The sequence below is a fragment of the Pelagibacterium montanilacus genome (assembly GCF_003992665.1).
In the GTDB taxonomy this organism is placed as follows: Bacteria; Pseudomonadota; Alphaproteobacteria; order Rhizobiales; family Devosiaceae; genus Pelagibacterium; species Pelagibacterium montanilacus.
In genome coordinates this window covers 224,790-245,070 of the sequence record NZ_RZMX01000014.1, presented here as the reverse complement: position 1 = coordinate 245,070, position 20,281 = coordinate 224,790, and the positions used below count along the sequence as shown (strand labels likewise).

General features: G+C 63.8%; 17 protein-coding genes and 1 tRNA gene. 10 read left to right on the top strand and 8 right to left on the bottom strand.

The features are described 5' to 3' along the window. Positions 1-113 precede the first annotated feature (113 nt). From EO136_RS06095 to EO136_RS06065, 7 genes are all read left to right on the top strand, one after another. Positions 114-1,565, top strand: coding sequence for an aldehyde dehydrogenase family protein (locus EO136_RS06095; RefSeq protein ID WP_127143567.1), 1,452 nt, complete (start codon positions 114-116; stop codon positions 1,563-1,565). A gap of 127 nt (positions 1,566-1,692) precedes the next feature. Beyond that, on the top strand, positions 1,693-1,902 hold the full coding sequence (locus EO136_RS06090; protein WP_127143566.1) for a hypothetical protein: 210 nt from the start codon (positions 1,693-1,695) through the stop codon (positions 1,900-1,902). A 103-nt stretch (positions 1,903-2,005) separates the two neighbouring features. Then, a complete protein-coding gene (locus EO136_RS06085; RefSeq protein WP_127143565.1) occupies positions 2,006-2,227 on the top strand; it encodes a hypothetical protein in 222 nt (73 codons plus the stop codon). Positions 2,228-2,297: 70 nt separating this feature from the next. Next, positions 2,298-3,158, top strand: coding sequence for a patatin-like phospholipase family protein (locus EO136_RS06080; protein ID WP_127143564.1), 861 nt, complete (start codon positions 2,298-2,300; stop codon positions 3,156-3,158). 60 nt (positions 3,159-3,218) lie between these two features. Next, positions 3,219-3,308: transfer RNA gene (locus EO136_RS06075), tRNA-Ser, on the top strand. 258 nt (positions 3,309-3,566) lie between these two features. Further along, positions 3,567-4,340 (top strand): hypothetical protein, encoded by a 774-nt coding sequence (locus EO136_RS06070; RefSeq protein ID WP_127143563.1) that lies wholly within the window; start codon positions 3,567-3,569, stop codon positions 4,338-4,340. Beyond that, positions 4,337-4,804, top strand: a complete 468-nt coding sequence (locus tag EO136_RS06065) for a GIY-YIG nuclease family protein (RefSeq protein ID WP_127143562.1) — start codon at positions 4,337-4,339, stop codon at positions 4,802-4,804. The genes EO136_RS06070 and EO136_RS06065 overlap by 4 nt, the downstream gene beginning before the upstream one ends. Here EO136_RS06065 and EO136_RS06060 read toward each other — a convergent pair. Together EO136_RS06060 and EO136_RS06055 are read right to left on the bottom strand one after the other, a co-directional pair. Continuing rightward, on the bottom strand, positions 4,801-6,105 hold the full coding sequence (locus tag EO136_RS06060) for a hypothetical protein (RefSeq protein WP_127143561.1): 1,305 nt from the start codon (positions 6,103-6,105) through the stop codon (positions 4,801-4,803). The two genes, EO136_RS06065 and EO136_RS06060, sit on opposite strands and share 4 nt — an antisense overlap. A gap of 210 nt (positions 6,106-6,315) precedes the next feature. After that, positions 6,316-6,798, bottom strand: coding sequence for a GNAT family N-acetyltransferase (locus tag EO136_RS06055; RefSeq protein ID WP_127143560.1), 483 nt, complete (start codon positions 6,796-6,798; stop codon positions 6,316-6,318). A gap of 287 nt (positions 6,799-7,085) precedes the next feature. Between EO136_RS06055 and EO136_RS06050 the strand changes: the two genes are divergently transcribed. Further along, positions 7,086-8,279 carry a sensor histidine kinase gene (locus EO136_RS06050; RefSeq protein ID WP_127143559.1) on the top strand — a complete coding sequence of 398 codons (1,194 nt, stop codon included), beginning with the start codon at positions 7,086-7,088 and terminating at the stop codon, positions 8,277-8,279. Between the two features lie 85 nt (positions 8,280-8,364). Here the strand turns inward: EO136_RS06050 and EO136_RS06045 are convergent, their stop codons facing one another. Beyond that, positions 8,365-9,333 (bottom strand): quinone oxidoreductase family protein, encoded by a 969-nt coding sequence (locus tag EO136_RS06045; protein WP_127143558.1) that lies wholly within the window; start codon positions 9,331-9,333, stop codon positions 8,365-8,367. A 215-nt stretch (positions 9,334-9,548) separates the two neighbouring features. Here EO136_RS06045 and EO136_RS06040 point away from each other — a divergent pair, with 215 nt between their 5' ends. Beyond that, positions 9,549-10,706 carry an FAD-dependent monooxygenase gene (locus tag EO136_RS06040; protein ID WP_164730463.1) on the top strand — a complete coding sequence of 386 codons (1,158 nt, stop codon included), beginning with the start codon at positions 9,549-9,551 and terminating at the stop codon, positions 10,704-10,706. Positions 10,707-10,763: 57 nt separating this feature from the next. On the opposite strand, the gene EO136_RS06035 is transcribed toward EO136_RS06040, so the two are convergent. The 3 genes from EO136_RS06035 to EO136_RS06025 all read right to left on the bottom strand — a co-directional run bounded on the left by EO136_RS06035 (position 10,764) and on the right by EO136_RS06025 (position 15,396). After that, positions 10,764-11,474 carry an invasion associated locus B family protein gene (locus tag EO136_RS06035; RefSeq protein ID WP_127143556.1) on the bottom strand — a complete coding sequence of 237 codons (711 nt, stop codon included), beginning with the start codon at positions 11,472-11,474 and terminating at the stop codon, positions 10,764-10,766. Between the two features lie 140 nt (positions 11,475-11,614). Further along, positions 11,615-15,115 (bottom strand): transcription-repair coupling factor, encoded by a 3,501-nt coding sequence (mfd, locus tag EO136_RS06030; protein WP_246018270.1) that lies wholly within the window; start codon positions 15,113-15,115, stop codon positions 11,615-11,617. Beyond that, positions 15,112-15,396, bottom strand: coding sequence for an FAD assembly factor SdhE (locus tag EO136_RS06025; protein ID WP_246018269.1), 285 nt, complete (start codon positions 15,394-15,396; stop codon positions 15,112-15,114). Before EO136_RS06025 ends, mfd begins: the two co-directional genes overlap by 4 nt. Positions 15,397-15,467: 71 nt before the next feature. Here EO136_RS06025 and recG point away from each other — a divergent pair, with 71 nt between their 5' ends. Continuing rightward, on the top strand, positions 15,468-17,630 hold the full coding sequence (gene recG, locus EO136_RS06020; RefSeq protein WP_127143555.1) for an ATP-dependent DNA helicase RecG: 2,163 nt from the start codon (positions 15,468-15,470) through the stop codon (positions 17,628-17,630). Here the strand turns inward: recG and EO136_RS06015 are convergent. Then, on the bottom strand, positions 17,617-18,360 hold the full coding sequence (locus tag EO136_RS06015) for a DUF502 domain-containing protein (protein ID WP_425466589.1): 744 nt from the start codon (positions 18,358-18,360) through the stop codon (positions 17,617-17,619). The two genes, recG and EO136_RS06015, sit on opposite strands and share 14 nt — an antisense overlap. A gap of 92 nt (positions 18,361-18,452) precedes the next feature. Then, entirely contained in the window at positions 18,453-20,279 is a 1,827-nt protein-coding gene (glmS, locus tag EO136_RS06010) for a glutamine--fructose-6-phosphate transaminase (isomerizing) (protein WP_127143554.1), read from the bottom strand. Between the last annotated feature and the right edge of the window lie 2 nt (positions 20,280-20,281).

Below are 20,281 nucleotides of genomic sequence, written 5' to 3'. Positions count from 1 at the left end.
ATTCAGACAGCAGTTTTGCTAGCAAGGTGCGCACATTTTGTCAAACTATGTCGACAATCTAAATTTTGGTGTATACAACTTGGCGCCAGAAAAGGTCACTTGAGGAGTACACCATGAGCACGCCCGTTATCCCGCTCGTCATCGGCAACAAGGAATACGCCGACGCATCGGACGGTGTTGGCGAGACCCGCGACCCGTCCACCGGCAAAGTGATCGCCACCTATGCCCGGGCCGGGGAAATCGAGGTCAATCTGGCCGTCCGCTCGGCGCGCAAGGCCTTCGACGACGGTCCGTGGTCCCAGATGCGTCCCTTCGAGCGCGGACGCGTTCTGCACCGGATCGGCGAGCTGATTCTGATGCGGCGCGACGAGATCGCGCGCAAGGAGAGCGAAGACAGCGGCAAGCCGATGCGCGACGCCTATTGGGAAGTCGACTGCGCGGCGCGCTTCTTCGAGTTTTACGGCGGCGCCGCCGACAAGCTGCACGGCAACTCGATCCCGCTTGGCCCCAACTATACGGACTGGACAGTGCGTGAAGGCATCGGTGTGAGCCTGCACATCATCCCGTGGAACTATCCCTTCCAGCTCATCGCACGTGGCGTTGCCCCTGCCCTTGCGGCAGGCTGCTCGGTGGTCATCAAGCCGGCCAGCGAAACGCCCGTCACCGCTTACGAGTTCCTCAAGATCTGTCTGGAAGCGGGCCTGCCCGAAGGTCAGGTGAACCTCATCAACGGGCGCGGCTCGCTGGTGGGCGACATGCTGGCCCGCCATCCCGGTGTCGACCAGATCACCTTCACCGGCTCGGTGCCCACCGGTCGCCGCGTGCTCGAGGCCGCAGCCTCCCACGCCATCCCGTCCAATATGGAACTGGGCGGCAAGTCCCCCCAGATCCTGTTCGCCGATGCCGATATGGAGCGGGCGATCCCGATCGTGGCGGGTGGCTTTCTCACCCATTGCGGCCAGGTCTGCAACGCGGGCACCCGCCTGCTGGTGGAACGCTCCGCCCATGATCGGGTGGTCGAACTGCTTCACGAGCGCATCAAGGATGTCCAGCTCGGCGCCGGCATCGACGATCCCGACATGGGCCCGCTCGTCAGCCAGGCGCATCGCAAGGACGTGGAAGCCTATTACGACATCGCCCGCCAGGACGGCGAACTGCTGCTCGGCGGTGAAATTCCTTCAGACGCCGCGCTCGCGGACGGCGCCTTCGTGCGGCCTGGGCTGGTCGTGGGCGCGGGCAACGATACACGCATCGCCCGCGAGGAAATCTTCGGGCCCGTCCTTACGGTCATCCCCTTCGATACCCCCGAGGAAGCCATCCGCATCGCCAATGATTCCCCCTTCGGGCTCGTTGCGGGTGTGCACACCACCAACATCAACAAGGCCATGAGCCTGAGCGAGCGCCTGCGCGTGGGCCAGGTCTGGGTCAACGCCTTCGGCGTGGGGCTCGACGTGGAGTTCCCCTTCGGCGGCTACAAGCTCTCGGGCTTCGGCCGCGAAAAGGGGCTCGAGGCCATCTCGGCCTACCAGCAGATCAAGAACGTCTGCGTCCATCATCCTATGTAAGCGGCGCGCTTGAGCGCCACACGCCATCGGCAGGACAAAAGCCCTCCCGGAGCCTGCTCCGGGAGGGCTTTGCGTTTACTTTTCCCCGCACTCGCAGCTATCCTCCCCCCTTCTGAGGGAGGTCGGAATGCCGAACACGCGCTTGTTGCTCATCGCCGCGGGCCTCACGCTCGCCTTGATCCTGCTGCTCACGTCCGGGCTCGATGCCGCCCAGGTCGGCCTCGTGATGCTTGGCGCCGCCCTTGCGGTCGCGGTTTCGATGTACCTGATTTCACGAAGGCGCAGCCGGGCCGTGGTCGAGCGGGAACGGGCCAACCGCACACCGCCGAAGCTCTGACGCAGTCCCACACGGCGATACTGATCGGTTCGGTCCGGATTTTGATTCAAATCACAGGTCCGGCGTTTGTGCAGACTTTGCGTTGGGCAGGTATGGATTGGCTATGCTCAGACACCCCAGACTGCCTACAACCAATCAGTCCGTATGCGGGCAGGCGGAAGAAATCTCGCAGATCCTCCTGCGGGCCGATAGCCTGCCCACCCCGTTGCACCTCTCGATCGAGGAGTTGCTCGAGGGCGCCTGGGAAATCGCCTTCCGCAAGCACGTCGTGCCCGCGAGCCCCATCATCGTCGAGCTTGCCCATCTGCGCGCCCGTCGCGGCTGAACGCTCGGTTGTGCGCAGGGCCAGCCCCAACTAATGTGGACCCGCGCACTTACGCCGGGCACAAGACTCAATGAACTTCGCTCTCGCCGAAATCTCTTCCCCGCGCATCGGGGTTGCCCTTGGCGGCGGCGCTGCGCGCGGTTTGTCCCACATCCCCTATATCGAAGCGATGGATGAGATGGGCCTTTACCCCGCGGCCATCGCGGGCACCTCCATCGGCGCGCTGATCGGCGCGGGATGGGCACGCGGGATGACCGGCAAGGAGCTGCGCGAGCACGCAACCACCGTTCTGGGCAGCTTCCAACTGATTGCGGGCACCGTCCTGTCGGCGCACCGCCCGAGCCTGATCGGCATGGTCCAGAACGGGCTGAGCTTTCAGGTCGATGCCGAGTCGATCACCGGCGCGTTCCTGCCCGATGGCTTCCCGGACGCCTTTTCGGCCCTGCGCATTCCGTTCTCGACGGTGGCAACCGACTTCTACACCTGGGAGCAGGTGGTATTCCGCGAGGGCTCGCTCAGGCTCGCCATCGCCGCCTCCATGGCCATTCCCGCCGCGTTCAAGCCGGTCCGGATCGAGGGCGCCACCTATATCGACGGCGGGGTGGTCAATCCCGTCCCGCTCGATCTCGTGGCCGCCACATCGGACATCCTGATCGGCATAGACGTCAACGGCACCGCAATGACTCCCCAGGACGACCAGATCCCCGGCATGGTCGACACCGGCTTCGTCGCCACCCAGATCATGATCGACACCATCGTGCGCAACATGATGGAGCGCTACCCGCCCGACATCTACGTCCAGCCCTCGATCAACGCCTTCGGCCTCCTCGAATTCTGGCGGGTCAAGGAACTGCTCGATGCCGCCGAGCCCGACAAAGACCGCTTCAAGCGCGCGCTCGAAGCCAAGCTCGAAGAATTCTCGCGCGGCTGAACCCCGAGTCGCCCCACCGTCTGGACAGCGCTTCTCCGAGCCGGTAAATGGCAGACACACGGGTGGGTGGCAGAGCGGTTGATTGCACCGGTCTTGAAAACCGGCGGGCGCGAGAGCGTCTCGGGGGTTCGAATCCCCCCCCACCCGCCATGCGGCGCGCCGTGCACAGCCCGCAAGATCCTGCGACACTGATAAGGCAGCTTGCGACCCCATTGCGGCCATTCAATAGGCTTTGCGATTTTCCAGCAGCTGCCTTTGAGCTGCGGAGGGCGCGAATGGCGTCATGTCAATGGCGATATTTCGCCCTCTGCGCTGCCGAATGCTCCCGCCTCGATGAGACGAGGCGCCATTCATCAGGTGGATGCAGTATGCCCTGCCAAGAGCGGATGTATGAGCTACAATTGCTAGATGACGACCAGATTCCTCAAACAGTACATACTTCCCTCCGACGACCACGATTTTGTTGGCCGCATCTATGAGCTTTCCATAGTCGGGCTCTATTTCGACTCCTACGACGAGCTGTCGAAGCACGACGACTGCAAATATGCCCACGACGTGAATCATGCTCTATCGATGCTGACTAAGCGCGTAGAGTCCCTGAACATGGTCGGCGGAATGCTGTGGCCATCAAGCATGCCTGACGATTTCAAGCAGTTTCCGGTTTCACGTTACGAATGGCTAACGGTATGTGCGGACGTATTCCTCGCGCGCTACATTTCGCTGGTTGATTGCGCCATGATCCTGGTCAGCGAAGTTTTCGAATGCGGACTCGCATATGAGAACTGCACTGCACAAAATCTGAAAAAGAAGTCGGTTCCGCCGGAAATCCTGGCTCGTCTGGCGGCCATGATCGACGATCAGGGCGACTTGCGTCGCGAGCGAAACCGTCGTTTTCATCATGGCCTTGAACGCGGTTTCAGCTCGGATGACCAAGTGTTTCGTGTTGCCAGTCTCTTCGAGCACCGCTTTAATGGAGCGGTGGGGCCCAACGGCCGGCCGCTGCCCGTCGAACGACTTTTCCGGGAGGGCCTAGTTGAACTTCAACGCGAGTTCAACACAGTCATGAGAAAGGTCGTGCGTCAGATGAACGGACTTTATGACGCCCTTCATCCAGAGTTTAACGGTCGCTTCTCGCCAAAATTCAGGGCCGGGCCATTCGCCCGTAGGGGAGCGGCCTTATGATATTTAAACATGCCGGTACCGTAATGCCCGTGTGGCAGATCAAGCGGGTGGATCCCGGCTACATCTACATCGTCGAGAACCACGGCAAGTACAAAATTGGAAAGTCGAAGCGGGGTCACAACCGGCTCAATGCGGCGAAGACCTGGCTACCAGACATGTCACTTATCGGTCAAAAGCCGTTCTGGGGAATGTCGCACCATGAAAGGTGTCTACATACCGGTTTTGCGCGATACTGGTACTCAGGAGAATGGTTCGATTTTACCGGCGACGACGACGCCCTTGATTTGCTGTTGGAGGGTTTCACGGCGTTTAGCGATGACAGCCCGGACAGAAACTCCGTGGATTTCATTTATTGGTTCAATGGCGAGGGAATGGCCGAATTCCTCGTAGAGCAGTCTAGACAAAAGCTTTCGCTTCCAAAGTTTCAAAGACATGTATCCGGTAATCAAAAGCGGCGGCGCTAGGTTTTCAGACAGAGCACGATTACGTCCGCCAAGCTGTCCCACATAGATGAGAGATGTTCCGGAGACGGAGCGAAATTGGGTGAGTGCACGTAGCGGTTTAGAGTGTCTGCCGAAACGAGCTTGTCGCCCTGCTTGAATTTTCGGATCACATCCATCTGCTTGCTGTTGATCTGGCCCGCAGCCAGCAAATGTTGGCCGACCTTTTCGAGTCTCATGGCAAGCTTGTCGTTCTCATGGACCGGCACGGTTGCCGCCTTGATGTAATTATCCAAGGCAAGTTCAAGCAGGACACGTAGGAGAACCGAAACTGCGTTCGGGTGCTTCTTGAGGTTCAGATGAAACTGCAGCTCTTCCCAGATCTGATGGTGTCGCTGGAGACGGCCCGGCCAACTCAAACCGAAATCCTTAGGGGGAATGAGGGTCGATCGTATGGTGGGAACGGCCTTGGCAGTGGGTTTGGTCTTGGGCTGCTTCGGCGTATCTTTCTGATTGCCACCAGTTGCAAGGGCGTGGCTGGGACCTGGAAGGACACCTTCGCTATCGAGCCTGTTGAGATAGGCTTCCTTGCCATCGACGTCCCAAAGATGACCAAGAACGACCTCGCGGCTCGCGAGATCACTTGCAATCCTGGCTAGGGCCCCAAGGGTCGTTGTTTCGTCATGGGTGAACTCGAACCGCCCAGCCTTCATGCTGATGCCAACCCGATTTCTGAACGGCTCAGCTGACAAAAGGCGATTGAGCGTCGATCGCGGCAGCTTCCTATGGGACGGCAAAAGGTTTGCGCTTGCCAGCCGCTGCTCGATTTCGTCCGCGACGCTGGGGCCGCTTCCCTTTCCGGTGCGGGCCACGAACGTGGCCTTCATCCGGTCGTCCCAGGTGCTTTGGCCTACCCCGTTTTGGGACCCTGTATGCCGACGGAAGAGTATCTCGTCTATTCTGTCCCGATCAGCTTCGACCTGGCACTGAACGCTTTCGGGAAAGCCTTTACCCCATCGGCCACGTTGCTCGCGAAAGAACTCCTGAAGCTCAACCGTAGGTGCACGACGAGGATCTTCGATGAGCTTTAGGCATGTGATGCGCCTGTTGCCATCGAAGACTAAGAAATTATCGTTCTCTGGACTCACCAAGGGAAGCTCGTAAATCTCTCGTCGATCTACAATATCCTTTGCAAGATTGCGCATATGCTGTTCGCGCTCTTTGAAGAGCCACGCAATAGCAGCTGTTTCGTTCTCAAGCTCGCCGTGACGGTCGTTGGCTCGATTGACTACGAGCGAACAAAGCAAAATATTCCTGATAACCATTATGTCCTCCCTCCTGAAGCTACCATTTCGAGGTTGCTTGGCAAGTCCCGTGGACCAGTACGGTCAGCAAGTTATTCACATTCAAGGCAGGGCCATCGCGGCGCCTGAGGGCGCGGCGGAATGGCAGCAATCGAATACTTTCAATCGGATTGCCGCCCGTCCCCTCTCCACCCCACATCAGCCGTTCGCCACGCCCCCACCCTCGTCGCCTCACAGCGCCCGAAACATCACCAGCGCGTCCACATAGCCCTGCGTCGGATGGTGAAAGGCGAGGGGCAAGCGGCCGACGGTTGCAAAGCCCATCCGCTCCCAGAGGGCGACAGCCCGGGTGTTGGTGCTCACCACGAAGTTGAACTGCATGGCGCGATAGCCCCGCGCCCGGGCGTGGTCCAGCGAGTGCGCGCACATGGCGCGCGCGATGCCCCTGCCCGTCGCGGCGGCTGCGGTCATGTACCCGCAATTGCACACATGCCGCCCGCCGCCGGCCTGGTTGGGCCGCATGTAGTACGTCCCGACGACGGCGCCCTCGTCCTCGGCAACGAACGTCTCCTTGTCCGCCGCCATCCAGTAGGCAAGCGCCTCGTCCCGTCCCATCGTCGGGTCGAGCGCATAGCTCTCCCCGGCCGCGACCACGGGCGCAAGGATCGACCATATCGCGTCGGTGTCGGATGGCTGGGCGGGACGGATTTCCATGTCAGGCGTTTCCTCGAAGTGCTGGTGAAGGCCGCAATGAGAATTCGGGCGGGCATGCCGTCCCCGAATCGTGCTGCGTGGCGGCCGGTCTCGGGTCTTGAGCTTATCTCTGCCAACCGCCGACAACCATATCGCCATCCAAACTGGCCGGGTTGGGCGCAGCGGCACTGGTCGGGCGCCACTTTTCTTACTATGGTTCGGGCAGCACCAGAGCGGCGAGACGCACCAACACACAACCGAATTTCATTGTTGTTCCACAGCGCACCTCCTTTCAAGAGCGATCGAAAATGACCGATTCAAGCGCTGCGACATCCCCGAAAAGACGGGGAAGGCTGGCCGATTTCATCCGCGAGAACAGCGAGCCGATCGTTGCGGACTGGGTGACCTTCGCCCAGACCCGCACTCCGGCCGCCGATGACATGTCGAAGCTCGCCCTCAAGGACCATGTCGTCGAGCTTCTCGCGTTCATTGCCGACGATCTGGAAACGCCACAGTCGAAAACCGAGCAGGTTCGCAAGTCTCGCGGACTAGACGATGACAGCAGCGAATTCATGCGCAGCGCGGCGGAAATCCATGCGGCGCTCCGGCTGGCTGATGGGTTCGATATCGATCAGGTGGTCTCCGAGTACAGGGCGCTGCGGGCCAGCGTTGTCAAGCTGTGGACCCATGCCGAGCAGGAACGCCACCCCACCGACCTTGAGGACATCACGCGTTTCAACGAAGCTGTCGATCAGGCCTTGGCGGAATCGGTTGCCGAATACACCAGCAAGGTCGAACAGTCGCGCGACCTGTTCCTGGGCGTTCTGGGGCACGATCTGCGAAACCCGATCATGGCCGCTCAGATGGGCGCCCGCATGATCATCTCCGGAGCCATGGCCAACGATCAGGGAAAGATGATCTCCGAGCATATCGCCATGGCGATGGGACGCGCGACGTCCATTCTCGACGATCTGCTCGAAGTCACGCGTTCCGCTTTCAACTCCGAATTGCCGCTGGTGCCGGCGAGTGGGGACATGGGCGCGCTCGGCAGCCAGTTGGTTGAGGAGATGCGCACGATCTCTGGCGGGTCGCGAATCGAAATCACCGTCACGGGCGACACCCGGGGCACCTGGGATGGACCCAAGGTCGGGCAGGTGTTCTCAAACCTGATCGGCAATGCACTCGATTACAGCCCGCGCGACGGCGTGGTCACCGTGACGATCGCGGATCAGGGCGATCAGGTCGTGGTATCGGTACACAATCAGGGAGACCCGATCCCCCTCGACAAGCAGAAGACGATCTTCGATTCGCTGACGCGCGGCAGGCACGCCGGATCGGATCGCGCCGGCACCACCCATCTGGGTTTGGGCCTCTTCATCGCGCGCAAGATAACCGTTGCACACGGGGGAACGCTTTCCGTGGAATCGACCGCCGAACGCGGCACCACATTTCATGCGGTCTTTCCCAAGCAGAACGGCGATCACGGGGTCAGCGGCGCCTGAGCTGGTCGGTTTGGAGCATAAGCGCTCCCCGTCCTTGAAATGCGCCCGCAGGCCTCTCGGGGGTCTTGCCGCATATCCCGTGCAATCAAGGGATGAGGATCGTCGAGCCTGTGGTCTGGCGCCCCTCGAGCGCCCGATGTGCCTCAGCGGCCTCCGAGAGCGCGAACCGCTGCCCGATATGGGGCTTGATCGCGCCCGATTCGATCGCGGCGAACAGGGCCCTGGAGCCCGCCAGCAGCGCGGGGCGTTCCGCGAAATAATGGGCGCCCGTCGGCCGGGTGAGAAACAGCGATCCCTTGCGCGAGAGCACCCCGAGGTCCGGGATCGACACCGGGCCGGTGGCATTGCCATAAGAGACCATCATCCCCATGGGCCGCAGGCAGTCCAGCGATCCCTCGAAGGTCGCCCGCCCCACCCCATCATAGACCACGTCGACGCCCTTGCCCCCGGTCAACTCCCGCACCACGGGGGCAAAATCGGTCTCGCTGTAGTTGATGACCTCGTGGCAGCCATTGGCGAGTGCCAGGTCCACCTTTTCGGGCGACCCCGCCGTGCCGATCACCCGCGCGCCGAGGCTGCGCGCCCACTGGCAGGCGATCAGGCCCATTCCCCCCGCCGCCGCGTGAAAGAGAATCGTCTGGCCCGAAGCCACCGGCCAGGTCAGGAACAACAGGTAGTATGCCGTCAGACCCTTGAGCATCATGCCCGCGGCGGTCTCGTAATCCATGCTGTCCGGTATCTGCACCGCGCGCGATGCGGGCAGAATGCGCTCCTCGGCATAGGCGCCCATCGCCCCCTGATAGGCGACGCGGTCCCCGGCCTTGAAGCCGGCCACGCCCGGGCCTACGGCGATCACTTCCCCCGCCCCTTCCGAACCCGGAATCAGCGGAAGAGGGTTGGGATAGAGCCCGGTGCGGTGGTACACGTCGATGAAGTTGACCCCGATCGCCCCGTGCCGGATCAGCAACTCGCCAGAGCCCGGCTCGCCGATCTCCCGCTCCACCTCAACAAGCACCTCCGGGCCGCCGAAATCTTCAACTGCTATCGCCTTCATATGGAACGCATTTCCCTGCAATTAGTCCGTCAGGTACCGCCGCGCCGGACACACCCGGACGCCGTCGGCTCAAATCAGGCGGACTGTTGCACGGCTTGATGGGCTTCAACAACCCGGCCATTGGAATGGCCGGACCCCATGCGACAAGGCGGCCATTGCTCTTGGGGCGACCCATGGCGCATCATCGACCAAGCGGCCACATCAAGGAGATCGAAATGGACAGGCACACCCAGGTCGCGGTCGTCGGCGGAGGACTGGTGGGACGCGTCGCGGCGATCGCCATCGCCCGGCTGGGCCTTGGAACCCTCCATATCGCTCCGGACGGGCCGGAGGATTGGCGCACATCGGCCCTCATGGGGCCGAGCATCGACCTTCTTGTCACCCACGGGCTGGTCGATCGCCCGGAGGATTTGGGCGTGCCGCTCAAGGCCATACGCATAATAGATGCCACAGGCCGGTTCCCCCGCGCACCCGAAACGCTCTTTGAGGCATCGGAAGCCGGGCTGGAGCGCTTCGGCTGGAATTTCGCCAATGCGCGGCTGGCCGAGACCTTCGATTCGGTGGCGGCGGGCATCGATACCCTCGCCTCGTCGCGCACCCTGCTGCAGTCCGCGCGCCGTGGGGATGGGGTCTGGCACCTCGAAACCGCCGACGGCGAACGCCAGACGGCGGGGCTGCTGGTCGGCGCCGATGGGCGGGGCTCCAGGGTCCGCGATAGCCTGGGGATCGCCCATTCCGAACGGGCGCACCGCCAGTCCGCACTGGTCTGCGATCTCGAACTGGCGCGGCCCCTGGGCGCGACCTCCGTCGAATTCCATTACCCCGAGGGGCCCTTCACCCTCGTTCCGGCCGGGGACAACCGCGCCAATCTCGTCTGGATCGACAGGCCGGAAATTCTGGACGCTTCACGGCGCACGCCCGAGGATCTGGTCGCCGCCATCGCGGAGCGCAGCCAGAACCTTTTCGGCACGGTCACGGTGAAATCGGGCTCGTTCGTCTACCCGCTTTCCTCGATCAGGGTCCGTACTGCCGGGCGCAATTCAGGCGTTCTGGTCGGCGAGGCAGCCCACGGATTTCCTCCCATAGGCGCCCAGGGCCTCAACCTCGGCCTGCGCGATGTCGGCGATCTGGTCGCGGCGCTGCGGCTCGCCAATACCGGCGCCTACGCCTGGGGGGAACCGGTCGCCCGGTCTTATGCCCGCATGCGCGCCGGAGATTTGGCGCGGACAGGCCAGTTTGTGGATTCGCTCTTCGGGTCACTGGTCGCGGGCGGGCCCGCCGGTCAGGGCCTGCGCTCGGCAGGGTTGTGGGCGCTCAACGCCCTGCCCGCCCTTCGCCGCCAGGCCATCGCCTTTGGCCTGGGGCGCGGCTGAACGAAAAAACGGGCCCCGAGGGGCCCGTTTGGAAAGTCAAATATCGCGCCGGTGCGATTACTCGGCCGGCTGCGCTTCGGCTTCAGCCGGTGCGGCAGGTGCCTCACCTTCCGCGGCCTCGCCACCTTCCGAGCCCATCCGCTGGCGCAGCGTATTGGCGTAGTCCTCAACAGCCGCGTCGATAGCAGAAGCGGGGGCCTGGGCGGCGTTGAGCTCCTGAACCGTCATGGCGTCTTCGTTATCATAAACGGAGGTGAACCCCTGCAGCGTGACGTCGATGGTGACGTCCTCGTTGCGCCGGTTCTTGGCCGTCAGGGTCAGCTGACCGCCGCGCTTGAGTGACTGGATGTAGGCCTCGTTGACCACGAGCTGGGCAGCGCAGGACTGGGGGTCGCAGACCATGTAAGGCACGCGAACCGGCTTGCCGCCGTCGATCTGCCAGGTCAGCCCGAAGGGCAACAGCATGCCGAGCGGAACCGCGGCGACGGCGAGCAGGCGACTTTCCTGGCTGGGATCGTCGCGCAGCATGAACGAGCCGTTGAACACGCCGCCGGTGGTGATCACCTGGCGCATGATGCAGGCCTGGCGGCCGTCATCGAGTTCGTCACAAACCTTGAGCCAGTTGTCTTCCGCAGCGCGGGCGCTCTGGACTTCAGCGCTTGCCTGCCGTTCCACTGTGCCGACAGCCTGCTGTGCAACGAGTGCGCCGGGGGTCATTGCGATGCCCAGGACAGCCGTGGCGGCAAGGAGTGCTCTGTTGAATGTCATGAATGTCCCTATATGTGGCTCGGCGGAATCGGGTCCACCGTAAACAGTGTCTGATCGCTTTCAAGAGCCGCGAATTCGGGCAATAACATGACACCCTCGTCAATCAAACCGCTTCCGCGACCCGCTGTTGCTTATCTGCTTCACCCCTGAGCCGCCTCAGCCAGTCCGGCAAGGCGGGACAGGATGGCCGCGCTCCCTTTGAGCCTGTGCTCGGGTGTCGACCAGTGGCGTGCAAACATGATCTTCTGATCCGGGCGCAGCTTTGCGGCCTGCGCCGGGTCACCGATATGCCGGACCAATCCGGCAGGATTGGGGAACTCGCCCTTGCGCAGCGTAATGAGCGCACCCTTTGGCCCGGCCTCGACCTTCTCGACATTGGCCGTACGGCACATCGCCTTGACCAGCACCACCTTGAGCAGGCCTTCCACCTCATCGGGCAGCGGCCCGAACCGGTCGATCAACTCAGCGCCGAACGCATCGATCTCCCGGGCATTGCTGAGATCGCCCAGCCGGCGGTAAAGCTGCATTCGCACCTGCAGGTCGGGCACATAGCCTTCCGGGATCATCACGGCCATGCCAAGCGAGATCTGGGGCGACCACTGGCCGTCCTGCTGATCCTCGGTCTCCCCGCTCCGCAACGAGGCCACGGCCTCCTCGAGCATGGACTGGTAGAGCTCGAACCCGACTTCACGGATATGGCCCGACTGTTCGTCGCCGAGAAGATTTCCAGCCCCGCGGATGTCGAGGTCGTGGCTGGCCAGCTCGAAGCCCGCCCCCAGCGACTCGAGCGACTGGAGCACCTGAAGACGGCGCTGCGCCTGATCGTTGAGCTTGCGGTCTGCCGGAACGGTGAAGATCGCGTAAGCCCGGGTCTTGGCCCGGCCGATCCGGCCCCGGATCTGGTAGAGCTGGGCCAGTCCGAACTTGTCGGCCCGATGCACGATCAACGTGTTGGCGGTTGGCACGTCCAGCCCGCTTTCGACGATGGTCGTGGCCACCAGCACGTCGAACTTGCCATCGTAGAAGGCATTCATGGTGTCGTCGAGCTGGGCCGGCGCCATCTGTCCGTTGGCCACGACGAAGCTGACCTCGGGGACCTGTTCGCGCAGGAACCGGGCGATGTCGGCCTGATCGGAAATCCGCGGGCACACATAAAACGCCTGCCCGCCCCGGTATTTCTCCCGCAGCAGCGCTTCGCGAACCGCCAGCGGATCGAAGGGCGACACGAAGGTGCGAATCGCCAGCCGGTCGACGGGTGGGGTGGCCAGAAGCGAGAGATCGCGCACCCCGGTCAGGGCAAGCTGGAGCGTGCGCGGTATGGGTGTGGCCGAAAGGGTCAGCACGTGCACGTTGTTGCGCAGCTCCTTGAGGCGCTCCTTGTGCACCACGCCGAAATGCTGCTCCTCGTCCACGATCAGCAGGCCCAGGTCCCGGAACCCGATCGACTTGGCCAGAAGCGCGTGGGTGCCTACGACGATGTCCACATTGCCGTCCTTGAGTCCCTCGCGCATGGCCTTCATCTCGCCGGACGGCACGAGGCGCGACGCCTGCCGCACATTGACCGGCAGGCCCGCAAAGCGCTCGGAGAACGTCTTGAAATGCTGGCGAGAGAGCAGCGTTGTGGGCACGACGACCGCGACCTGCCGCCCGCTCATGGCCATCACGAATGCGGCGCGCAGGGCCACTTCGGTCTTGCCGAACCCCACATCGCCGCAGACCAGCCTGTCCATGACCCGGCCGGAGCTGAGATCGTCGAACACGGCGTCGATCGTGGTGAGCTGGTCCTCGGTTTCCTCATAGGGAAAGCGCGCGCAGAATTCGTCGTACAGCCCGGTCTGCACGACGACGGGCTCGGAAGTCGCCATCTGCCGCGCCGCCGCGATCTTGATCAGCTGATCGGCCATCTCGCGGATGCGCTGCTTGAGTTTGGACTTCTTGGCCTGCCATGCCACGCCACCCAGCCGATCGAGCTCCCCCGATCCCTCCGCGCCATAGCGGGAAAGCAGCTCGATGTTCTCGACGGGCAGGTAGAGCTTGTCCCCCCGCGCGTATTCGATCTCGACGCAGTCATGGGGCGCACCGGCCACATCGATGGCCTTGAGCCCGACGAAACGGCCGATCCCGTGGTCCACATGCACCACCAGATCCCCTGCCGAAAGGCTGGTGGCCTCGGTCAGCGCATCGGAGGCCTTCCGGCGGCGCGTCGAGCGGATGATGCGCTCGCCCAGAATGTCCTGCTCGGAAAAGACCGCCTCGGAATCGGTGAAATACCCCGATTCCAGCGGCAGCACGACCAGCCCGAGCTGCCCGACCTTCAGGCTGGACACGGCCTGCCAGGACTCCAGCTTGCGCACGGCTTTCAGACCATGGTCACGGAGCACCTGCTCCATGCGGTCCCGGGTGCCCTCGCTCCAGCAGGTGATGACCGTCTTGCGTCCGCCCTTGGCCTCGACCTTGATCCGATCAATGACGGCCTCGAACAGATTGGTATCGGCGGCGTTGCGCTCGGCTGCGAATGTGGGCGCCATCCGCCCCCCGCAATCGACGACCGGCACGCCCGCCTCGGCGGGCATGAACGGCGACAGCGCGACCGTCTCTTGTCCGGCCAGCGATTCGTGCAGCCCGCCCTCCACGCGATAGAGCAGTTCGGGCGCAATTGGCTTGTAGGGTGCCCCCGCCGACATTGCCGGATTGCCGCGCGCCTGCTTGCGCGCGTCGAAATAGTCCGAAATCTGCACCTGCCGCTCGCCGAAGGCCACCTCGGCTTGCTCGTCAACGAAGAACGGCGCGTCGCCGGTAAAATCCTCGAGCGTTTCCATGTGCTCGTAAAAGAACGGCAGCCAGTGCTCCATGCCCGCGAACCGCTGCCCCGAGCTGATGGCGCCGTAGAGCGGATCGTCGGCTGTATCTCCGCCGAACGTTGTCGTGTAGTTGCGGCGGAACCGGCGGATCGTCTCCTCGGTCAGCATCGCCTCGCTCATCGGCACGAGCGTTATGCGATCGAGGTTGCCCTTGGTCCGCTGGGTCTCGGAATCAAAGCTCCGGATCGTCTCGAGCTGGCGCCCGAAGAAGTCAAACCGCAGCGGCGCTTCCCGACCCGCCGGATAAAGGTCGATCAGCCCGCCACGCACGGCGAATTCGCCAGTCTCACGCACCGTGGGCACGCGCAGATATCCGTTGTGGGACGCCCAGCCGATCAGCTTGTCGCTGTCGACCATGCCCCCCGCCGACGCACTGAAGGTCATTGACGCCACTGCCGCGCGGGGCGGGACCTTCTGGACCAGCGCATTGACCGCCGTGAGCACGATCGCGCCCGGCGCCGTGCCGTGCGCCAGCCGGCTGAGCGCACTCATGCGCGAGGCCAGCGTGATCGCGTTCGGCGACACCCGGTCATAGGGCAGGCAATCCCACGCCGGGATCGAGAGCACCGGATGGCCCGGCATCATCGCCTCGAGGATGTCGGCCATGCGCAAAAGCCGCCGCCCGTCGCGCGCGACAAAGACGATCGACGCCGCCGCATCGGGCGCTTCGGCCAGCCGGCGCTCGACCATGCGCGCGAGCATGGCCGGCTGCAGCCCGTCAGGCAGATTGGCGAGGATGCGATCGGGTCCCGGCCTGGTCTCGTGCGCCGTCTCCGTCACGGCGTCACCTTCCCGATCCGGGCCGCCCGGATCTCGGCGATCAATTCCGCATCCACGCCGGCCGGCGGCACGTCCTGCCCCATAAGCCAGGCCTGAAGCTCGGTTTCCTCTTCGTCCAGCAGCCCCTCGATCCGGTCGAGCGCCGCATGGTCGAGGTCCGCGAGACGGTCCCTGACATACTCCCCGACAAGAATGTCGAGCTCCTGGGTTCCCCGGTGCGTGGAGCGATACAGCATCCTGCGGCGTCTGGTCTCGAGGTCGTCGTGTTCGGCCATGGTCATCGTCTCTCGTGTCGGCGCACTACATAAGCGGTGCCCGGGCATTTGTCAGCCTTTGTGACACGCTGGCCCGAATGAGGAATAATGGCCTCCAGCATCACCCAGAATCACCATCGTCCGAGAGTACCGTGCCGCGTCCAGAGTCGTTAACTCCGCTCTTTCGGTCTGTCAGCGCGATCAAGGGCGTGGGAGACCAGCTCGGCGCGCTGCTCGCCCGGTTCTTCGGCGCGCCCGAGGGCCAGCAGGCGATCATGCTCGATGTGCTCATGCACATGCCCTCGGGCGTCATCGACCGGCGCCAGCAGCACGGCGTCGCCTACGCGCCCGTGGGCTCCATCGCCACGCTACGGCTCCACATCGACGAGCACATCGTCCCCCCGCGGGGCAATGCGCGGGCGCCCCTGCGCGTCCTCGCCCATGACGAGACCGGAGAGATCAGCCTGACGTTCTTCGGCGCGCGCGGCGGCTGGGTGGAGCGCTCCCTGCCCGTCGGCGAAGTCCGGTTCGTCTCCGGCGAGATCGGGTTCTTCGGCAAATCCCGGCAGATGACGCACCCCGACTACATCGTGGCCGAAGACAAGCTCGACACCCTGCCGTTTGTCGAACCCGTCTATCCCTTGACCCATGGCCTCTCCTCCAAGGTGCTGCGCAAGGTGATCGCCCAGGCGCTCGATGCCATCCCCATCATGCCCGAATGGATCGCCTCGTTCCGCAAGGACATGCTGGGCTGGCCCGGCTTCGCCGAAGCGCTGCGCGCCGTCCATGCCCCAGAAAGGCCCAGCCAGGGCGACATCGTCTCCCCGGCCCGCATGCGGCTGGCCTATGATGAGTATCTGGCCGGCCAGCTTGCCCTCGGCATCGTGCGCTCGACCATGAAGCGCACGAGGGGAATAGCCCGCCGCTTCAACGGCCAGCTGACCGAACGCGTCAAGGAGGCCCTGCCCTTCGCGCTTACCGCCGGCCAGATCGAGGCGATCGCCGAGGTCATGGCCGATCTCGAAAGCCCCGACCGCATGGCGCGCCTCCTGCAGGGGGACGTGGGCTCGGGCAAGACCATGGTTGCGTTGATGGCCATGGCCGCCATGGCCGAGACCGGCGCGCAATCGGCGCTCATGGCCCCCACCGAGCTGCTTGCCGCCCAGCACTTCCGCACGCTCGAGCCCCTGTGCGAAAAGGCCGGCCTCTCGATCGTGCTGCTGACCGGCAAGATGCGCGCCTCCGAGCGCCGCGCCGCGCTCGATGGCCTCGAGAGCGGTTCGGTGCAGATCGCGGTGGGCACCCATGCCCTCTTTCAGGGCGATGTGCGGTTTCACCAGCTCGGCCTCACCGTCGTGGACGAACAGCATCGCTTCGGCGTCCACCAGCGCCTCGCGCTCTCGGACAAGGGCCGGGGCACAGACCTGCTTGTGATGACTGCGACCCCCATTCCACGCACCCTCGTGCTCACCCATTTCGGCGACATGGACGTCTCGGTCCTGAGGGAAAAGCCCGCCGGCCGCCAACCTATCGACACCGCGGTACTGCCCATCTCGCACTATGACCGTGTGGTCGAGCGCCTGCGCTCCCGACTTGCCGAAGGCGCCCAGGCCTATTGGGTCTGCCCTCTGGTGGAGGAAAGCGAGACCATCGACGTCGTCGCTGCACAGGACCGGTTCGCCGAGTTGCAAAAGGTGTTCCCCGGCGTGGTCGAACTCGTCCATGGGCGGATGAGCCAGGCCGAAAAGCAGCGCGCCATGGCCCGCTTCCAGTCCGGGGAGGCCCAGATCCTGGTGGCCACCACTGTCATCGAGGTCGGGGTCGACGTGCCCAACGCCACAATCATCATCATCGAGCACGCCGAGCGGTTCGGTCTGGCTCAACTCCATCAGCTTCGCGGCCGTGTGGGGCGCGGAAGCGCCCGCTCCGCCTGCCTGCTGCTGCACACCGAGCCGCTGGGAGAAACCGCCAAAGCGCGCCTCGAGGCCATCAGGACGACCGATGACGGCTTCGAGATCGCCGAAAAGGACATGGAATTGCGTGGCCATGGCGACGTGCTCGGCACACGGCAATCGGGCATGCCGGGCTATCGCATCGCGGTGCCGGACGTGCATCGGCACCTGCTCGAATTCGCCCATGAAGACGCCCGTGCGATCCTCGATCGCAATCCCGGGCTAGAAGGCCCGCAGGGCGAGGCTGTGCGCGCCCTGCTCTACCTGTTCCGCAAGGATCTCGCGATCCCGCTGCTCAAGGCCGGGTGACGGTCGTCTCGTCCGGCCCTTGCACATGGCTATCGGGGTCCTGCGTCGGCGCTGAGGGGTAATAGGCCGGCGCAACGAGCCCCGCCGAAATGATCAGCTTGAAGCCGTCCTCGATCGTCATGTCGAGGATCGTCACCTCGTCCCGGGGCAGGAACATCAGGAACCCCGTCGTGGGGTTGGGGGTGGTCGGCATGAAAACCCCCATATAGTCCGGGCCCGGCATGCGGTGCGCGATTTCCCCGCGCGCTTCCGAGGCGATCAGAACCACGGCCCAGACGCCCTTGCGCGGATATTCGATCAGCCCGACCTTCTTGAAGCTCGTGCCGCGCTGGGTGATCAGCGTGTCGAAGATCTGCTTGAGCGCATTGTAGACCGTCGAGATCACCGGAACCCGCGCGACCACGCGCTCGCCGAAGTGGAACAGCCGCCTGCCCACGAAATTGGCGGCAAAGAAGCCCATCACGGTGATCGCGACGATGGCGACCACCAGCCCCAGACCCGGTAGCGGGAATGGCAAATATTCGGCGGGGTGGAGCTGGCGGGGCAGCAAGGGCACCACGACGCCGTCGACCCATCCGATCACCGCCCACGCCAGATACAGCGTGATCGCGATCGGACCGGCGAGGACCAGACCGGCGAGGAAATAATTGACCAACCGCCGCCAGATGGACGGCTTGCCGCCTGGCATCAGGACGTCCATCGGGCTTTCGGATGAGTTCTCGTCCTTCAAGTGCACCTCCGCTAACGACGTCTCTGGAGCTCAACGACTCTGGGCGTTTGCAGCAAACGCGACCAATCAAGGACCATTGCGTCAGAACTGTATCATTCCACCGTGACGGATTTAGCAAGATTGCGCGGCTGGTCCACATCCGTGCCCATGAACACGGCCGTATGATAGGCCAGAAGCTGGATCGGGATTGCCGAGAGGATGGGGGCAACGAACGGATGCACCCGGGGCATCTCGATGACACCGTGCATGCCCTCTCCGGCGGCCTCGATCCCTGCGCTGTCGGTAATCAGGATGATCTTACCGCCGCGCGCCGCCACTTCGTGCATGTTGGAAATGGTCTTTTCCATCAGATCGTCCGAAGGCGCCACCACCACCACCGGCATCTCCTCGTTCACCAGCGCGATCGGACCGTGCTTGAGCTCGCCCGCTGCATAGCCTTCGGCATGAATATAGGAGATTTCCTTGAGCTTGAGCGCGCCTTCCAGAGCCATGGGGAACATCTGCCCGCGCCCCAGGTAAAGCACGTCCTGCGCACGCGAGAGATCGCGCGCGATCTCGCTCATCGTCGCCTCGTGGCGCAGCGCCTCGGAAATCGCGCTCGGCAATTCGATAAGCGCCCGGACCAGCGCATGGGCCTCAGAGGCCGAGATGGTCTCGCGCGCGACGGCAGCCGCCACCACGAGCCCGGCAAGCGCCGTCAGTTGCGCCGTGAACGCCTTGGTCGAGGCGACGCCGATCTCCGGGCCGCAGAGCGTCGGGAAAACCACATGGGCCTCCCGGGCGATCGTGGATTCCTTGACGTTGACCAGCGCGGCGATGTGCTGGCCCTGCCCCGCAGCGTAGCGCAGGGCCGCCAGCGTGTCGGCGGTCTCGCCCGACTGGGAGATCACAAGTGTCAGCCCATCCTCGGACAGCGGGGGCTCGCGGTAGCGGAACTCGGACGCCACATCCACGTCCACGGGCAGCCGCGCATAGCGCTCGAACCAGTATTTCGCCACCAGCCCCGCATACGATGCGGTGCCGCACGCCGTAATCGTCAGCCGCGAAAGCTTGGCGAATTCGAATGGCAGCTCCTCGCGCAGCGCCACCTTCTCGTTGGCGATGTCGATGTAATGGGCCAGCGTGTGCGAGACGGTTTCAGGCTGCTCATAGATTTCCTTGGCCATGAAATGCCGGTGATTGCCCTTGTCGGCCATCACCGCTGACGCAGCCGAAATCTGCTGGCGCCGCTCTACCGGGTTGCCGGCGAAATCCATGATCCGCACCGACCCGGGCTCGATGACGGCCCAGTCGCCCTCCTCGAGATAGGTGATCCGGTTGGTGAACGGAGCCAGGGCATAGGCGTCCGACCCCACGTACATTTCGGACTGTCCGTGCCCGATCGCCAGTGGCGAGCCCTGCCGCGCCACGATCAGCAGCTTCTCGTCGTCGCGGAACAGGAACGCGAGGCCGAACGTGCCGCGCAGCCGGGGCAGCGTCGCCGCCACCGCATCGCGTGGGCTGGCGCCGCGGTCGAGCTCGCGCGAAACCCAGAGCACCACCGCCTCGGTATCGGTCTGGCTCTGGGGGACGTAGCCGTCTCGCTCCAGCTCCTCGAGCATTTCGCGGAAGTTCTCGATGATCCCGTTATGGACCACCGCCACCTTCTCGGTCAGGTGCGGATGGGCATTGATCTCGGTCGCCCCGCCATGGGTCGCCCAACGGGTGTGACCGATCCCGATATTGCCTGCCAGCGGCTGTTCGGTGAGCCGCTGCGCGAGGTTGTGCAGCTTGCCCTCGGCCCTGCGACGATCTAGCGTTCCGCCCGCCAGAGCCGCAATGCCCGCGCTGTCATATCCCCGGTATTCGAGCCGCCGAAGCGCGTCCACGAGCCGCTCGGATACGGGCTCGGTGCCGATGATGCCTACGATTCCGCACATGA